Source organism: Stenotrophomonas maltophilia group sp. vghtpe118 (genome assembly GCF_052605195.1).
This window is the reverse complement of the sequence record NZ_CP199672.1, coordinates 3,860,540-3,876,266: the sequence shown is the minus strand read 5'-3', so window position 1 is coordinate 3,876,266 and position 15,727 is coordinate 3,860,540. Positions and strand designations below refer to the sequence as shown.

The window sequence follows — 15,727 nt, the reverse complement described above, 5'->3', positions numbered from 1 at the left end:
GGTGCGGCACGGCGTGAGGGGTGCCTATTGTGCCGGATGTGGTCCCCCCGGTAGTGCCGGCCGCTGGCCGGCACCTGAAGGGACCATGGATTCATGAGTTGCCGGCCAGCGACCGGCACTACCGCCCCAGGCGCTGGTCCCGTGCCCGCTGGTCAGCCATCGCCTTGTCCAGTTCGGCCTGCAGTGCCGGCTGCTGCACGGTGGCGTCCAGCACATAGACCTTTACCCCATGCGCCGGCACGTTAGTCTTCAGCTGCCGCTCGACCTTCACCGTGCCGCCATCCAGCGCGTCACGCCACGTGCCGGCCTGCAGGTAGCGATCCACCTCGAAGGTGCGCGCCACATCGCCCTTGTTCAGCAGCACCAGCGCCGTCTGCGCCAGATCTTCCTGCTGCAGCACGCGCAGGAACACCGCTTCGTCGCCGTGCAGGCGCTCGTTCACCTGCAAGCCACGCTGCAGTGCCGGGGTCGCTTCACGCAGTTTGGCGATGCGCTGCAGCGGCGCGAAGATCGGGCTCTGCGGCGCGGCGTCCACGCGCGCTTGGCCAAAGTAGGCCCGGTTGCCGGCATGCTCGGCGCGGCCGCGCATGAAGCCGGTTTCCGAACCGTAATAGACCACCGGAATGCCGCGCGCGGTGAACAGCCAGTTGTGCGCGTCGATGAAGCCGTTGTCACTGGCCTGCAGGCGCGGCATGTCGTGGTTGTCGTAGAAGCTCATCAGCTCGTACGGATTGGCATACGGGCCACCGCTCAGGTGCAGCGGCTCGGCCAGCGTCTCGAAGCCCTTGCCGGCGGTGCCGAAGGTCTGCTCCAGAGCACCGCGCAACGGGAAGTCGAGCACGCTGACATTGGCGTTGGCCGGCCAGGTGTGCTCGGCAATGGTCGCCGCGTTGTAGTCGAAGGCTTCGCCGAACATGAACATGCCCGGATGCTCGGCGCGGATGCGCTTGACGAATTCATGCCACCACGGGTGCGGCAGCCAGCCGATGGTGTCGATGCGCAATGCGTCCACGCCCTGCGCGGTCCACTGCAGGTAAGCGCCGACCAGGTAATCCATCACCGCCGGATTGTCCTGGTTGAAGTCGGACAGCTCGGCCAGGTTGCCGTCGAAGATCGAGCCGTCCTTGCTGTCGACCGGACCGATGTTGTTGTAGAACGCGTGCAGCGGGTTGTGCTCCGGGTCCAGCTTCTGCGGCGGCAGGTTCTGGTGGTCGGCGATCAACTTTCCATCCTTGTCGAAGATCTGACCGAACTGCGGTTGCCGTGTCGGCATGGTCCAGGCCGGCGAACCGTGGTTGCCTACGATGTCCAGCACCACCTTCAGGCCGGCACCGTGCAGGCCCTTGGTCAGTCCGGCGAAGTCCAGGTCCCTGCTGGGCAGGTGCTCATCGAGTCTGTAGAAGTTGATGCCCCAGTAGCCGTGGTAGCCGGTCTTGCCGCGGTCGGTCAGCGTGCTGGTGCAGCTGATCGGCTTGCTGCCGGTGAAAGCTTGGTCGGGGTTGTCGATGATCGGCGTGATCCACACCGCGCCGAAACCCAGGTTGCGGATGTACTGCGCATTGTCGAGCACGCCACGGAAGTCGCCGCCGAGGTAGCCAATGTTGCCGTCCACCTTGTCCGGGCATGGCACCGGGATGTCGAAGGTGCGGTGCGCGCCACCCTGGTCGCGATGGTCATTGGATGGATCACCGTTGACGAAGCGGTCGGTGACCACGAAGTACACCGCATCGCTGGCGAACGGTTCGGTGGTGCCGACGTAGTCCGGGCGCGGCGTGGCCACGGCCTGGCCGGCGAACAGGGCAAGGGAAACGGCAACAGCCAGGACACCACGCATCACACCACCTCCGGACGGGACGGAACCCGCAGCACGCACAGGCCGGCGACGAACAGGCTGCAGCCGCCCAGCACCAGCACATGCATCGGCTGGCCACCCAGCCATGCGCGCAGGGCAAAGCCAAGCGCACTGGCCGCCACCAGCTGCGGGATCACGATGAAGAAATTGAAGATGCCCATGTACACACCCATCTTCGACGCAGGCACGCTGTCGGACAGCAGTGCATACGGCAACGACAGGATCGATGCCCAGGCAAAACCCACACCCACCATCGACAGCAGCAGCCAGTGCGGGTCGCGGATGAACATCAGCGAGACCAGGCCGGCAGCGCCCAGCCACAGGTTGACCAGGTGGCTCCAGCGCAGGCCGATCGCACGCACCATCGGTGGAATCAGCACCGCCGCCAACGCAGCGAAGCCGTTGTAGGCGCCAAACAGCACGCCAACCCAGTTGGCACCTTCGTTGTAGGCCGCCGACTGTGGATCGGTCGAACCGAAGTGGGTACCGGCCACCGCAGCAGTGGTGTAGATCCACATGGCGAAAAGCGCGAACCATGAGAAGAACTGCACCCACGCCAGGCGGCGCATGGTCACCGGCATCGCGCGCAGGTCGCCGACGATGGCGGCCAGCATATGCGTGGCCGGCAACACGCGCGCGGCCGCCAGCAGCAGGCCGTAGCCGGCGCACAGGCCTGCCAGCACATACAGCATCCTGTCGCCTTGCCGCCAGGTGATCAGCAGCGCCAACAGCACACCCAGCCCTAGCCACAGGGCCACCCGCGTCCATGGCGCCGGGCCGTTGATCACCGCTCCCGCATGATGCGCCGGCGGCTCGGCATCATCGAAGGCAGCCAGTTCTGCTGGTGAATATTCGCGGGTGCTGACCACCGTCCAGGTGATTGCCGCCAGCAGCACCGCCGCGCCGAAGTAGAACGCATAGCGCACGGTGTCCGGCACCTCACCGGCGGCGGCCGTATTGGCAACGCCGAAATGGGCCAGGATGAACGGCAGGAAGCTGGCGACGATGGCGCCCACGCCGATGAAGAAGCTCTGCATCGCGTAGCCGGCCGGACGCTGGCGTGGCGCCAGCTGGTCGCCGACAAAGGCACGGAAAGGCTCCATCGATACGTTGATCGAGGCATCGAGCACCCACAGCGTGCCGGCCGCGATCCACAGCGTCGGCGAATTCGGCATCACCAGCAGGGCCAGCGTGGTCAGCACCGCACCGATCATGAAGAACGGACGGCGCCGCCCCCAGCGCGTCCAGGTGCGATCGGACAGGTAACCGATCACCGGCTGCACCAGCAGGCCGGTCAGCGGCGCGGCGATCCACAGCCCCGGTACCGCGTCGATGTCCGCGCCCAGCGTCTCGAAAATGCGGCTGGCGTTGGCATTCTGCAGGGCGAAGCCGAACTGGATGCCGAGAAAACCGAAACACATGTTCCAGATCTGCCAGAACGACAGCTGGGGTTTGGCGGGGCGATTCATCGCGCGCCCTCTACGGCCACGGGCGCCACCGTCAGCGCCTGCACCTGCGCCTGGTTGAGCACGCCGTCGCGCCCGCCCTTGCCCCCGGTGTAGTGCGCGAAGTGCTGCAGTGTGCTCATGTTGAAGCCCTCTTCAAGCGTGACCGCGCATCGGCCCTTCGGCACCGGGAACGTCGCCGAGGTCGAGTCCTGCACGGCCACGCTGTGCGGCAGGGTGACGGTGTGCCGCTGCAACGGCTGGCCCGGGCACTGCAGCACCAGCTGCTTCACCGCGGCGGTCACGCCCGTGTTGATCGGCCCATTCGCGTTGCTGTACTGCAGGCGCAGGCGCACCTGCCCCGCCTTGGCCGAGGTGAACTGCCAGCGCTCGGCACCCTTCAATCGCTGCTGCGGACCGACGCAGACCATCGGACTGTGCAGCGATTCCAATGCGCCGTCGCGCCGGGTCAGGCTCAGACAATGCTGCAGGCCATCGTCACCGATGCGTGCCAGGCCATTGCTGGCGGTGAGCGCCCGGCCGTCCTGCCACAGCACCTGGCCGGCAGCGACCTCGACATTCCAGCCCCTGCCCTCGCGTCGCGCCTGCGGTGCGGCCGGCGTGGCCGGTGCGCGCGCATTGGCGTCGGCCGTCGTCGCCACGCTGCGCGGTGCCGCTGCGGTGGCCACCAGCTGCACGGTGGTGGTGGCGCCACGCGTCTTTACCTCGCCCGCCACCAGCAGGCCATCACCCACCTGCTTCGGCCGCTCCAGCACATAGCGCTTGCCATCGGCCTCCAGGGAGATGCGGCGCTGCTTGCCGAACAGTTCGGGGACCAGCGCGGCTGGCAGCTTGGGCTGCACGCGGCCATCGTCCTGCACGCCGAACACGCCCTCGACCACCATCGACAGATATCCAGCCACCGACCACAGCTGGCGCTCCGAATTGACCACCGGCCCGCTGAGCGCGCCTTCATCCACATGGACGGCCTGGGTGACCAGTTCGTAGTTCTCCATGTTGGAGCCTGCCAGCGCGGCACCGCGCATCAGCGAGCGGATCTCGGCGGCGATGCGCGGCGCATCGTCCAGCTGCCGCGCCGCACGCAGCGAGTAGGCACTGACGAACGGCCAGATCGCCCGGTTGTGATAGATCGGCTGTTGTGCTTCCTGCGGCCAGACCACCGGGCTGCCAGCCGGGCCCATCGGATACGCCGCCAGCGCACGCCGCGCGCGCTCGGGCGGCAGCACCTCGGCGAGGATGCCCAGCGAGAGGCCGAGCAGATCGACCTTGGCGTACGGTACCGGGTGCGCGGCTTCGCCGATGTAGCTCATGTACTGGCCGATATCCTCGCGCCAGAAGCGCGCATCGATCTGCTGCGCCAATGCATCGGCCCAGGCCTTGTAGTCGGCCGCGCGGGCATCGCCGTGCTGCCCGGCCAGGCGTTCGGCCAGGCGCAGTGCCTGGTAGTGGAGCACGTTGGTGGACAGTGCGTAGGAATCACCGATGAAACGCACATCCTCGCGGGTCCAGTCTGGATAGGTCTGCTCGCGCCAGTCCAGGAAGGAGGTCTCGCCGCGGTACAGGCCCATCTGCACGTCGAACACCATCGCGCGGTCCTGCGCCAGCGTGGCCTGCAGCGCCTGCCAGACCTGGTCGGCAAACGCGCGATCCTCCAGCAGGTGACGCGCGGCCAGGAACCACACCACGCGGTCGCTGCTGATCGGCCAGCTGCCGCCGGAGCCGGTGTCCTGCGCAACGAACAGGCCGGGCGTACGGCCATCGCGCGCCGCCGACAGCTTGAACTGCAGCGACTGCCGGGTGCGCTTCGGGTCCAGGCGTGCGAGCGCCAGATCGGCGGCAAAGCTGACATCGCGCGTCCACACATAGGGCCAGCGCGCGCCGGTCTGGAAGCACTCGCAGGGCACCGGCCGGCCTTCGTCGAAGGCGGGATCACGGATCGCATCCACGCGGTCCTGGTCCATCTCCTGCTGGGCCAGTGCGAACAGGGCATCGAACATCACGCTGCCGGTCTGGCTGCGCATCGGCATCGGCGCGATGCGCACCTCGCGCTTCGGCGCATGCAGCACGAAGCTGCCCTTGGCAGCGGCTTCGGCGCGCGCATGGCGGCCGTCGAATTGCAGGTCGGCCGCCTGCGCGGTCGTCCCCAGCGCTGCCCCCAGGGCAGCGGTCAGGCAAATGATCTTCAGCATCGAAGCGGCGGACCGGCTCGCGCCCGTCGGCCTCCCTCCCTCTCTGCACGCGTTGTAGGTCCGCACCGTCGTTGCCGGCGGGCGGGCGCGGCCCCTCCCTCAAGGTGCCCTGGCGCCATGGTAGACGCGGGGCTGTCGGCTGCGTCCAGTTGCATACGTATTCATGGCGTCGCGCGGTAGCGCACCCGCCGCGCTGGCTTATGGTCCGGGTCTGCCAACGGCGCCTTGGGAGGGGAATTGCCGATGTCACCCACTGCTGTACGCGCGGTATTCGCGCACATGCTGGGCCTGGCCCTGATCGGATGGGCCACGCTGGTACAGGCCGCGCCCCAGGTGGCCAGCGTCGAATCGCCGGGCAAGGTGTTGAAGGTCAGCCTGGTGCTGGACGGCGGCACGGCCCGCTACCGGGTCGAGCGCCTGGGCGACACTGTGGTGGAGGATTCGAAGCTCGGCTTCGCCCTGCGCGACGGGCGCCTGGACCGCGATTTCACTCTGCTGGGCCAGCAGCGGCGCAGCGTCGATGACACCTGGGACCAGCCGTGGGGCGAACGCCGGCTCACCCGCAACCATTTCAACGAGCTGATCGTGCAGCTGGCCGAAACCACCGGCAGCAAGCGCCGGCTGGATATAGTGTTCCGCGTCTACGACGATGGCCTTGGCTTCCGCTACGTATTCCCCGAACAGCCGAATCTGCACGAGGCCATCATCGATGACGAGCTGACCGAGTTCGCCATCGCACAGGACTCCACCGCCTGGTGGATCCCCGCCGGCGAGCCGATCCACTACGAGTACCTGTACCAGCGCACCCCGCTGCGCGAAGTACCGCTGGTGCATACGCCGATGACCCTGCGCAGCCGCGATGGCCTGCACGTGGCGATCCACGAGGCTGCGCTGGTGGACTACGCCGGCATGTGGCTGCGCCGCAGCGAGGGCCAGCGCCTGCGCGCGCAGCTGTCGCCCTCGGCTGAAGGCTGGAAGGTGCGCCGCACCCTGCCCTTCGCCACGCCGTGGCGCACGCTGCAGATCGCCGACCGTGCCGGCGGCATGGTCGAATCGGACCTGATCCTCAACCTCAACGAACCCAATGCACTGGGTGATGTGAGCTGGGTGAAACCAGCCAAGTACCTGGGCGTGTGGTGGTCGATGCACCTGGACTACGAGAGCTGGGCGACCGGGCCGAAGCACGCGGCCACCACCGCCAAGACGAAAAAAGTCATCGACTTCGCCGCGGCGCACGGCTTCCGCGGCGTGCTGGTGGAGGGCTGGAACCCAGGCTGGGACGGCATGTGGGTGGGCAATGGCTACGACTTCGATTTCACCCGCGCCACGCCCGATTTCGACATCGAAGCGCTGTCGGCGTATGGCCTGAAGAAAGGCGTGCACCTGATCGGCCACCATGAAACCGGCTGCGCCATCGAACATTACGAGGCCCAGCTGGACGCCGCGCTGGACCTGTACGCACGGCTGGGCGTGGACCAGTTCAAGACCGGCTACGTCTGCGACGACGGCCAGGTCGACCGCCGCAATCCCACGGGGGGCCCACTGTGGCGCGAGTGGCATGACGGGCAGTTCATGGCCCGCCACCATCTGAAGGTGGTGCAGGAAGCCGCGCGCCGGCACCTGTCGGTGAACCCGCATGAGCCGATCAAGGACACCGGCCTGCGCCGCACCTATCCCAACTGGATCTCGCGCGAAGGCGCACGCGGCATGGAGTACAACGCCTGGGGCCAACCACCGAACCCGCCGGAGCACGAGGTCAACCTGGTGTTCACCCGCATGCTGGCCGGGCCGATGGATTACACCCCCGGCATCCTCAGCCTGAAGGGCCGCCACGGCCAGGCCATCCCCAGTACGTTGGCGCGGCAGCTGGCGCTGTACGTGGTGCTGTACAGCCCGATCCAGATGGCCGCCGACCTGCCCGAACACTACCTGCAGCATCGCGAGGCGTTCCGTTTCATCGAGGACGTGGCGGTGGACTGGGAGCAGAGCCGCGTGCTCGATGGCGAAGTGGGTGACTACGTGACGATCGTGCGCCGCGACCGCAACAGCCGCGACTGGTTCCTCGGCAGCATCACCGATGAACACGGCCGCGTGCTGCCGGTGTCACTGGGCTTCCTGGAACCTGGCGTGCGCTACCGCGCCGAGATCTACCGTGATGGTGAAGGCGCGGATTTCCGCAGCAACCCGTTCGCGTTCGTTCGCGAAACCCGCGAAGTGACCAGCGCCGATGCACTGACGCTGGTGCTGGCACCCGGCGGTGGCCAGGCCATTCGCTTCACGCCGATCCGCTGAACGTTTTCCTGCCTGCGCCCCCGTAGCGCCCGAGCCCACGCTCGGGCGGCGGTGCGTAGCACCGAAATGCAGCCGAGCATGGGCTCGGCTCTACAGAACGAGACACTTGAAAGCGATTACATCCCTGCAGACGCCATTGAATACGTATGCAGGGTGATTCCCGCGAAGAACGCGCTGCCTACCATAGCGGCGACGACAGCGGCCACCGCGTCGCACGTTCACGGCCCCGCCGGAACGCTCACAAATCGATCTGCAACATTGCCTGGGAGGGGAAAATGTTGAACCACAAGCGCAGCGCGCTGAGCATCGCGCTGGCCGTTGTCCTGGCGCCGACACTGGCGTCGGCACAGTCCACGCAGAACACCACCACACCGGCCGGCACCGCCGCCACCAACCTCGATACGGTGCAGGTCACCGGCATCCGCCGCGGCATCGAGAGCGCGATCGCGGTCAAGCAGGACGCCACCTCGGTGGTCGAAGCGATCTCCGCCGAAGACATCGGCAAGCTGCCCGACGTCAGCATCGCCGAGTCCATTTCGCGCCTGCCCGGCCTGGCCGCCCAGCGCGTGGCGGGCCGCGCGCAGGTGATCAGCGTCCGCGGCCTGTCGCCGGACTTCGCCACCACCCTGCTCAATGGCCGCGAAGTGGTCAGCACTGGCGACAACCGTGGCGTCGAGTTCGACCAGTACCCGTCCGAACTGGTCAACGGCGTGACCGTGTACAAGACCCCTGACGCGGCACTGGTCGGCCAGGGCCTGTCGGGCACCATCGACATGCAGACCGCGCGCCCGCTCAGCTTCGGCGAGCGCGTGATCGCGGTCATTGGCCGCTACCAGAAGAGCTCGCTGGGCCGCGCCGCCAACACCGATCCGTACGGCAACCGCTTCAGCGCCAGCTACATCGACCAGTTCCTGGACAAGACCCTGGGCATCGCCATCGGCTATGCGCACAGCGACATGCCGATCCAGGAGAACCAGGTCGGCCTGTACGAACCGTGGACCACCGAGCACACCGACAAGGGCGACCGTCCGGGCGTGGGTGCCGGCACCTACTTCTCCGATGGCATCAAGGCGCTGCGCCGCACCGGCAACAACAAGCGCGACGGCGTGATGGCCACGATCCAGTTCCGGCCGAACAACAGCTGGACCAGCACCTTCGATGCGTTCCACACCGAAGCCGAGCAGATCGACACCGCCAACCAGTTCGAGCTGAACCTCAGCAACTACAACGGCAACTACACCCCGGGCCTGCTGGTCAGCAACCCGCAGGTCAACGCCAATGGTTCGTTCACTGGCGGCACCGCCAGCGGCGTGTACCCGCTGGTACGCGGCATGTACAACAAGCGCAAGGACAAGATCGACGCGTTCGGCTGGAACAACGAGTTCAACTTCAGTGGCGTCAAGCTGGTCGCCGACCTGAACTACTCCAAGGCCACGCGCGACGAGCTGAACCTGGAAAACAACCTGCAGCTGACGCCGATGCCGCAGCTGGATACGGTCGGCGTGTCGATCCGCCAGGACGGCTTCTCGCAGATCAGCCCGGGCCTGAACTACTCCAACCCGGATGCGTTGTTCCTGACCAACACCATCTATGGTTCCGGCTACGGCAAGGTGCCGAAGGTGGAAGACCGCCTGAAGGGTGGCAAGCTGGCCGCCACCATCGCCCTGCCCGACGCCGTCGCGTCGTGGGCGCCGGACATCGACATCGGCGTGAACTACGCCGACCGCCGCAAGGTGAAGACCCAGTCCGAAGGCAACATCCTGCTGGGTGCGCAGGGCGACGCCAACATCGCCTCGGACCTGCAGTACCGCCCGGTCAACCTGGGCTTCGCCGGCCTCGGCACCATCCCGGCCTGGAACGTACCGGCCGCGGTGGGCCGCTACATGACCTTCAACCCGGTCGACAACCTGGACTACCTGATTCCCAAGTCGTGGACGGTACAGGAGAAGATCACCACCGCCTGGGCGCGCCTGAACATCAACGCCGACATCGGCGACGTCGGCGTGCGCGGCAACATCGGCGTGCAGATGCAGCACACCGACCAGAGTTCGGATTCGCGCTACTGGGACAGCTCGCAGTCGGCCGGCAACAACGTGCAGCCGTACTCGAACGGCCGCACCTACAACGATTGGCTGCCGAGCCTGAACCTGGCCTTCCTGTTCCCGCACCAGCAGACGCTGCGCTTCGCCGCTGCAAAGCAGGTCGCACGCCCGCGCGTGGACCAGATGCGCGCCGGCCTGGAGTTCGGCGTGGACACCGGCACCGGCCGCCCCGGCGGCAGCGGCGGCAATCCGCTGCTGGACCCGTGGCGTGCCACCGCGCTGGACCTGTCCTACGAGAAGTACTTCGGCGAGAAGGCCTACGTGGCCGCCGCGATCTTCTACAAGGACCTGAAGAGCTACGTCTACACCCAATCGGTCGACAACTACGACTTCACCGCGCTGCTGGGCAGCTACGTGCCGCCGCCGGGCATGACGGCACCGGTGCTGACCACCGGCACCTTCTCCGCCCCGCAGAACGGCAAGGGCGGCACGCTGAAGGGCCTCGAACTGACCGCATCGTTCCCGCTGGAGATGCTGACCGACAGCCTGCGTGGCTTCGGCGTGCAGGCCAGCGCGACCTTCAACAAGAGCGACATCACCATCCTGGACCCGGAGAGCGCCTCCAGCGTGGGCAGTGATCCGATCAGCCTGCCGGGCCTGTCCAAGCGCGTGTACAACTTCACCGCCTATTACGAGCGCAGCGGCTTTGAAGCACGCGTCAGCCAGCGCCGCCGTTCGGACTTCATCGGCGAGATCGGCAACTTCAACGGCAACCGCAGCCTGCGCTACGTGGTCGGCGAGAACGTGACCGATGCGCAGATCAGCTACACCTTCAGCGACAGCAGTGCCCTGCGTGGCCTGACCCTGCTTCTGCAGGGCAGCAACCTGACCAACGAGCCGTACCGCACCTACGCCGGCAGCAAGGACCGCCCGCTGGAGTACATCGAGTGGGGCCGCACATACATGCTGGGCGTGAACTACAAGTTCTGATCACGGCCGGGTCGTGCCGGCCGCTGGCTGGCACCCCGAACCCGGTAGCGCCGGCCGCTGGCCGGCAACACAAAGGGAGCAGGACCGGAAACCCGCTGCGCAGGCAGCGGGTTTTCTTATGCGCGGATGCCAGCACGTGATCGGCAAGGCCCATGCAGCGACGTTCCAACCCGTAGATCCACGCCATGCGTGGATGCCGTTCTCTGGAATCCCACCCACAAAAAAGGGACGGGGCGCTTCGGCCCCGTCCCCGCAAGTACCGCCACCGGAGAAAACGGTCAGCTGCGTCGGGCGCAATACACCGCGCGCGGCGGCAGCTGGAGTTCGTTGCCCTGCACCGTGCCCGCATCCGGGCCCGGTACCGCCACCTGCTGCCAGTTGCCCGGCGGCAGCGGATGGGTCACCGCCTCGGCCGACAGGTTGAAGGCCAGCAGGAGGGTTTCATCTGCAAGCATACGCTCGAACAGCAGCACAGGCTCGGCGCTTTCAAGGAATCTGATGCTGCCATGCAGAAGCGCCGGCTGGGTATGCCGCCAGGCCAGGAACGCGCGGAACGCCGCCAGCACCGAGTGCGGGTCGCGTTCCTGCACGGCCACCGCCGCCGCCCGGTGCTCGGCCGGAATCGGCAGCCAGGGCTGGCCGCTGGTGAAACCTGCTAACGGCGCATCGGTCCATGGCAGCGGGGTGCGGCAGCCATCACGGCCCTTGAAGTTCGGCCAGAAGGTGATGCCGTAGGGGTCCTGCAGTGCCTCGAACGGTACCTCGGCCTCGGCCAGGCCCAGCTCCTCGCCCTGGTACAGGCAGACCGAGCCGCGCAGCGAGCACAGCATCGCCACCAGCATCCGCGCCAGGCGCGGATCGGCCGGGTGGCCGCCCCAGCGGCTGACCGCCCGCTCCACGTCGTGATTGGACACCGCCCAGCACGGCCAGCCTTCGGTCATCGCCGCTTCCAGCCGCGAGACCGTGTCGCGGATATAGGCCGCGCTGTAGTCATCCACCAGCAGCTCGAAGCTGTAACCCATGTGCAGGCGGCCATCGCGGGTGTACTCGGCGGTGGTCGCCAGCGAATCCTCCGAAGAGATCTCGCCCAGGCTGACCGCGCCCGGGTACTGATCCAGCAGCGCGCGCAGGCGCTCCAGGAACGGCAGGTTCTCCGGCTGGGTGTTGTTGTAGTAGTGGTACTGGTAGGCGTACGGGTTGTCCGGGCTGAAGCCGCGCCCCACCCGCTTCTCCGCCGGCTTGGGCGGGTTGTCACGCAGCTGCGCATCGTGGAAGCAGAAGTTGATCGCATCCAGGCGGAAGCCATCCACGCCGCGATCGAGCCAGAAACGGACATTGTCCAGGGTGGCCTGCTGCACGTCCGGGTGGTGGAAGTTCAGGTCCGGCTGGTCGACCAGGAAGTTGTGCAGGTAGTACTGCTCACGGCGCGGCTCCCACTGCCAGGCGCCGCCACCGAACAGCGACAGCCAGTTGTTCGGCGGGGTGCCGTCCTCGCGCGGGTCGGCCCACACGTACCAGTCGGCCTTCGGATTGCTGCGGTCCTGGCGGCTCTCACGGAACCAGGCATGCTCGATCGAGGTATGGCTCAGCACCTGGTCGATCATCACCTTCAGGCCCAGGCCGTGGGCCTTGGCCAGCAGGCGGTCGAAGTCGTCCAGGCTGCCGAACAGCGGGTCGACGTCGCGGTAGTCGGCGATGTCGTAGCCGAAATCGGCCATGGGGGACTTGAAGAACGGCGAGATCCAGATCGCATCCACGCCCAGCGCGGCAATGTGGTCCAGGCGCTCGATGATGCCCGGCAGGTCGCCCACCCCATCGCCGTTGGCATCGAGGAAACTGCGCGGGTAGATCTGGTAGATGACGGCTCCGCGCCACCATGGATAGTGCGACATCGACAGCCCCCCTCCGGGCATGCGGGACCCGCCGGCAGCGGGCCGAAATCCTGATCCGGCAAGCTTAGCGGTGGCCTCGCGGGCATGGCGCAACCTGCATACGTATTCACGCGAAGGGCCGCGCAGGCCGGGCTGGAATTGCCGCTCGGGCCGGTTTGCGCCCGAATTCACGGCCAGCGCCTATAATCGATGGTGAGCCTGAAAGCCTGATCGCATGACCATCACCGAAGACACCCGTCCCGCCCTGGGCCTGCCCCAGATCCAGTCGCTTGCCGCGGCCGACATGGCCGCCGTCGACGCCCTGATCCGGCGCCGGCTGTCCTCGGACGTCGTGCTGATCAACCAGATCGCCGACCACATCATTTCCGCCGGCGGCAAGCGCCTGCGCCCGATGCTGGTGATGCTGGCCGGCCACGCGGTCGGCCACGCCGGCCCGGAGCACCACCAGCTGGCGGCGATCATCGAGTTCATCCACACCTCTACCCTGCTGCACGACGACGTGGTGGACGAGTCCAGCCTGCGGCGTGGCCGCAGCACCGCCAACGCGCTGTGGGGCAACGCGCCCAGCGTGCTGGTGGGCGACTTCCTGTACTCGCGCAGCTTCCAGCTGATGGTCGAGCTGGAGCGCATGCCGGTGATGCAGATCCTGGCCGATGCCACCAACCGCATCGCCGAGGGTGAAGTGCTGCAGCTGCTGCACGTGCACAACCCGGATACCGACGAAGCCGCCTACCTGCGCGTGATCGAGCGCAAGACCGCGGTGCTGTTCGCCGCCGGTACCCGCCTGGGCGCGCTGGCCAGCGGCGTGGATGAAGCCACCCAGCAGGCCCTGTTCGACTACGGCATGCACCTGGGTTACGCATTCCAGATCGCCGACGACGTGCTGGACTACTCGGCCAACGCCGAGGAGCTGGGCAAGAACCTGGGCGACGACCTCGCCGAGGGCAAGGCCACGTTGCCGCTGATCCACGCGATGGCCCACTCCGATGACGCTACCCGCGAGCGCCTGCGCACCATCGTGCAGGACGGCGACGCCTCGGCAATGCCGGAAGTGCTGGCCGCGATCCGCGCCACCGGCGGCCTGGAGTACAGCCGCCGCCGTGCCGAAGAGTACGCCGAAGCCGCCGAGCGTGCCCTGGATGGCCTGGCCGACAACGATGCCGTGGCCGCCCTGCGTGGCCTGGCCCGCTACGCGGTGCAGCGCTCGCATTGATGGGTTGAGGTGTGCCGACCAACGGTCGGCACCCACCCACCGGCATTCCGGTGGGTGCCGACCGTTGGTCGGCACGGAAACGCTCGCATTGACCGCATCTGGTAGTGCCGGCCGCTGGCCGGCAACCTCATGATGCTGCGGGTGTCACGGGAATGCCGGCCAGCGGCCGGCACTACCACTGCACGGCTCAACGCTTCTCGAAGCGTTCCTCGAAGAATTCATCCAGCGCCTTCCACGCGCGCTTGGCCGCCCGCTCGTTGTACTGGCAGCCCGGTGGGCTGTTGGCGTCGCGCTCGGCGAAGCAGTGCACGGCACCGCTGTAGTTGGTGAACTCCCAATCGACCTTGGCCGCATCCATTTCCTTCTGGAAAGCGGCGATGTCCTCGGCGGTCACGCTCCTGTCATCGGCCCCGTTGAGCACCAGCACGGACGGATGGGCGCCACCGGCCTGCGCCGGCAGCGGCGAACCCAACCCACCGTGCAGGCTGACCACAGCGGCCAGCGGCGCACCGGCGCGGGCCAGCTCCAGCACCGTGGTGCCACCGAAACAGAAACCGACCGCACCGATCCGGCTGGCATCCAGCGGTACCTTGCCGGCCTGCGCCTTGAGCACGTTCACCGCTTCCAGTGCACGCGCACGCAGCAGCGGCCGGTCGTTGCGCAGCTTGCTGGCCACCGGTCCCGCCTCCGCATCGCTCTTCGGCCGCACGTCCTTGCCGTAGACATCAGCCACCAGCACCACGTAGTCATCACCGGCCAGCTGCTTGGCCTTCTCGATGGCCGACTCGTTCACGCCCTTCCAGTTCGGCACCATCACCAGGCCGGGGCGCTTGTCATGCTCGCCATCGTCATAGACCAGCACACCACTGAAGGTCGTGCCCTGGTGCTTCCACTCCACCGGCTGCGTCTTCATCGCCGCCCACGCCGGCATCGCCGCCAGCCCCAGCATCATCGCCACACCGCATCGCCAACGATTCATGCGCCTGCTCCGCAAGAAAAAGGGGACGGAGGGGATTAAGCCGTTTTCGCCCCTCCCGCGTCGCATTCTGCATTGGCGGCGTGACGCAGGTGTGGTTGGATACGACTTAATCCCCTCCGTCCCCTTTTTTCGCATGAATCCTGTTGATCGCTTTCTGTCTGGCCTGATCCCGCGTTTGCCTGCCGAGGATGCCCCGCAGTGGGCATATGTCCAGGGCGCCAGCGCCGAGGACCTGCAGCGCCTGCGTGTGCAGTGGCCGCAGGTGCCGGACAGCCTGGTGGAACTCCTATCGCGCGTGGATGGCACCCACTACCGGGAGTACCCCGGCGGCAAGGTCTGCGTACTGATGCTGGGCTCGGACGTGGAGGACGGTGGCTACCCGTACTACCTGCGATCAGTCGCGCAGATCTTCGAGGACCAGCAGCAGTGGGACGACAGCATCCGTTCCATCTACGAAGAGTGGCTGGATGACGAGCCGGAGATCCTGGGTAAAGGCATCGACGGTGATCTGCCGATGAGCAGGCGCCTGTGCTTCTCGCACTGCATGAACAACGGCGGCACCTCGATGCTGTACCTGGATTTCGATCCGGCACCGGGTGGCACCGTCGGCCAGGTGGTGCGCTACCTGCACGATCCGGACAGCTACGCAGTCATTGCGCCGAGCTTCGATGCGTACCTGCAGCAGCTGATCGATGGCGATTACGCGTTCATCGACGAAGACGAATGAAGGCAGCCGAGCATGGGCGTGGCTCTACAGTAGAGCCACGCCATGCGTGGATGAATTTCCCCGCAGGTTGCCGGCCAGCGGCCGG

Annotated in this window: 9 protein-coding genes; 4 read left to right on the top strand and 5 right to left on the bottom strand. The window is 66.9% G+C overall.

Going from position 1 to position 15,727, the window contains the following annotated elements:
* Window positions 1-118: 118 nt before the first annotated feature.
* Genes ACUDTM_RS17725 through ACUDTM_RS17715 form a run of 3 tightly spaced genes read right to left on the bottom strand, consistent with a single transcriptional unit; the run spans window position 119 to window position 5,507 of the window.
* On the bottom strand, window positions 119-1,834 hold the full coding sequence (locus ACUDTM_RS17725; protein ID WP_188241200.1) for an alpha-amylase family glycosyl hydrolase: 1,716 nt from the start codon (window positions 1,832-1,834) through the stop codon (window positions 119-121).
* On the bottom strand, window positions 1,834-3,321 hold the full coding sequence (locus ACUDTM_RS17720; protein WP_088496554.1) for an MFS transporter: 1,488 nt from the start codon (window positions 3,319-3,321) through the stop codon (window positions 1,834-1,836). The genes ACUDTM_RS17725 and ACUDTM_RS17720 overlap by 1 nt, the downstream gene beginning before the upstream one ends.
* Window positions 3,318-5,507, bottom strand: a complete 2,190-nt coding sequence (locus ACUDTM_RS17715) for an MGH1-like glycoside hydrolase domain-containing protein (protein WP_334271299.1) — start codon at window positions 5,505-5,507, stop codon at window positions 3,318-3,320. Before ACUDTM_RS17715 ends, ACUDTM_RS17720 begins: the two co-directional genes overlap by 4 nt.
* A gap of 237 nt (window positions 5,508-5,744) precedes the next feature.
* On the opposite strand from ACUDTM_RS17715, the gene ACUDTM_RS17710 reads away from it, so the two are divergent.
* Window positions 5,745-7,799: a glycoside hydrolase family 97 protein gene (locus ACUDTM_RS17710; RefSeq protein WP_334271300.1), complete on the top strand. Its 2,055-nt coding sequence runs from the start codon at window positions 5,745-5,747 to the stop codon at window positions 7,797-7,799.
* Between the two features lie 275 nt (window positions 7,800-8,074).
* Entirely contained in the window at window positions 8,075-10,831 is a 2,757-nt protein-coding gene (locus tag ACUDTM_RS17705; protein ID WP_445391434.1) for a TonB-dependent receptor, read from the top strand.
* A gap of 278 nt (window positions 10,832-11,109) precedes the next feature.
* On the opposite strand, the gene ACUDTM_RS17700 is transcribed toward ACUDTM_RS17705, so the two are convergent.
* Entirely contained in the window at window positions 11,110-12,723 is a 1,614-nt protein-coding gene (locus tag ACUDTM_RS17700) for an alpha-glucosidase family protein (protein ID WP_111007895.1), read from the bottom strand.
* Window positions 12,724-12,937: 214 nt separating this feature from the next.
* Between ACUDTM_RS17700 and ACUDTM_RS17695 the strand changes: the two genes are divergently transcribed.
* Window positions 12,938-13,936, top strand: a complete 999-nt coding sequence (locus ACUDTM_RS17695; protein ID WP_111007894.1) for a polyprenyl synthetase family protein — start codon at window positions 12,938-12,940, stop codon at window positions 13,934-13,936.
* A gap of 187 nt (window positions 13,937-14,123) precedes the next feature.
* On the opposite strand, the gene ACUDTM_RS17690 is transcribed toward ACUDTM_RS17695, so the two are convergent.
* Window positions 14,124-14,915, bottom strand: a complete 792-nt coding sequence (locus ACUDTM_RS17690; protein ID WP_111007893.1) for a dienelactone hydrolase family protein — start codon at window positions 14,913-14,915, stop codon at window positions 14,124-14,126.
* Window positions 14,916-15,048: 133 nt separating this feature from the next.
* Here ACUDTM_RS17690 and ACUDTM_RS17685 point away from each other — a divergent pair, with 133 nt between their 5' ends.
* Entirely contained in the window at window positions 15,049-15,642 is a 594-nt protein-coding gene (locus ACUDTM_RS17685) for an SMI1/KNR4 family protein (protein ID WP_088496736.1), read from the top strand.
* Window positions 15,643-15,727 lie beyond the last annotated feature (85 nt).

Coding starts and splice junctions, on each gene's coding strand:
- ACUDTM_RS17695 (WP_111007894.1), top strand. CDS start 12,938: ATGACCATCACCGAAGACACCCGTCCCGCCCTGGGCCTGCCCCAGATC.
- ACUDTM_RS17700 (WP_111007895.1), bottom strand. CDS start 12,723: ATGTCGCACTATCCATGGTGGCGCGGAGCCGTCATCTACCAGATCTAC.
- ACUDTM_RS17690 (WP_111007893.1), bottom strand. CDS start 14,915: ATGAATCGTTGGCGATGCGGTGTGGCGATGATGCTGGGGCTGGCGGCG.
- ACUDTM_RS17705 (WP_445391434.1), top strand. CDS start 8,075: ATGTTGAACCACAAGCGCAGCGCGCTGAGCATCGCGCTGGCCGTTGTC.
- ACUDTM_RS17720 (WP_088496554.1), bottom strand. CDS start 3,321: ATGAATCGCCCCGCCAAACCCCAGCTGTCGTTCTGGCAGATCTGGAAC.
- ACUDTM_RS17725 (WP_188241200.1), bottom strand. CDS start 1,834: ATGCGTGGTGTCCTGGCTGTTGCCGTTTCCCTTGCCCTGTTCGCCGGC.
- ACUDTM_RS17685 (WP_088496736.1), top strand. CDS start 15,049: ATGAATCCTGTTGATCGCTTTCTGTCTGGCCTGATCCCGCGTTTGCCT.
- ACUDTM_RS17715 (WP_334271299.1), bottom strand. CDS start 5,507: ATGCTGAAGATCATTTGCCTGACCGCTGCCCTGGGGGCAGCGCTGGGG.